The sequence below is a fragment of the Vibrio sp. Y176 genome (genome assembly GCF_033438945.1).
In genome coordinates this window covers 1-588 of the sequence record NZ_JAWOQS010000845.1, presented here as the reverse complement: position 1 = coordinate 588, position 588 = coordinate 1, and the positions used below count along the sequence as shown (strand labels likewise).

Annotated in this window: 2 pseudogenes; both read left to right on the top strand. The window is 45.1% G+C overall.

The annotated features are described in order from the left end of the window. Positions 1–202 (top strand): annotated as a pseudogene (gene rhtB / locus R7O13_RS28990) (homoserine/homoserine lactone efflux protein); the annotation flags it as partial. Positions 203–226: 24 nt separating this feature from the next. Beyond that, positions 227–588: pseudogene (locus R7O13_RS28985) on the top strand (histidine kinase); the annotation flags it as partial.

The following is a 588-nucleotide window of genomic DNA, read 5'->3' as shown; positions in this document are numbered from 1 at the left end:
TGCAAAAGACCAACTGCCGCAATTGTTGGCGTTAGGGGTGACGACAGTGGTAATTGATGCGTGCGTAATGCTGGGTTACACCACGTTAGCGGCGCAGATGGGACGCTTTATCCGTTCAGACAAGATCATGGGTAAAATTAACAAAGTATTCGGTTCAATGTTTATGGGTTGTGGCGCATTATTAGCGGCTGCAAAATCCTAAGCCATTTATAGGTAGTTCTATCGCATGAATACAACGTATGTCGCTCGTCAGCCGATTTTTAACCGTAAAAGACAGACGCTGGGTTATGAATTGTTATTTAGAGATGGGGAAAGCAACGCCTATCCCGCTCATATCGAATCAAACCGAGCGACATACCGATTAATCGTCGAGAACTTTCTATCACTGGGTACTAACCCAGTGATTTCGTCTTCGCGATGCTTTATCAACTTTCCTCATCAGAGCTTGGTACGCCGTTTGCCTCGCAGCTTGCCAAAAAACAAAATCGTCGTAGAAGTCTTAGAGACTTGCCAACCTACCGATGATCTTCTCGATGCAATTCGCGAGTTATATCGAGAAGGTTATTTGATCGCGCTGGATGATTTCAC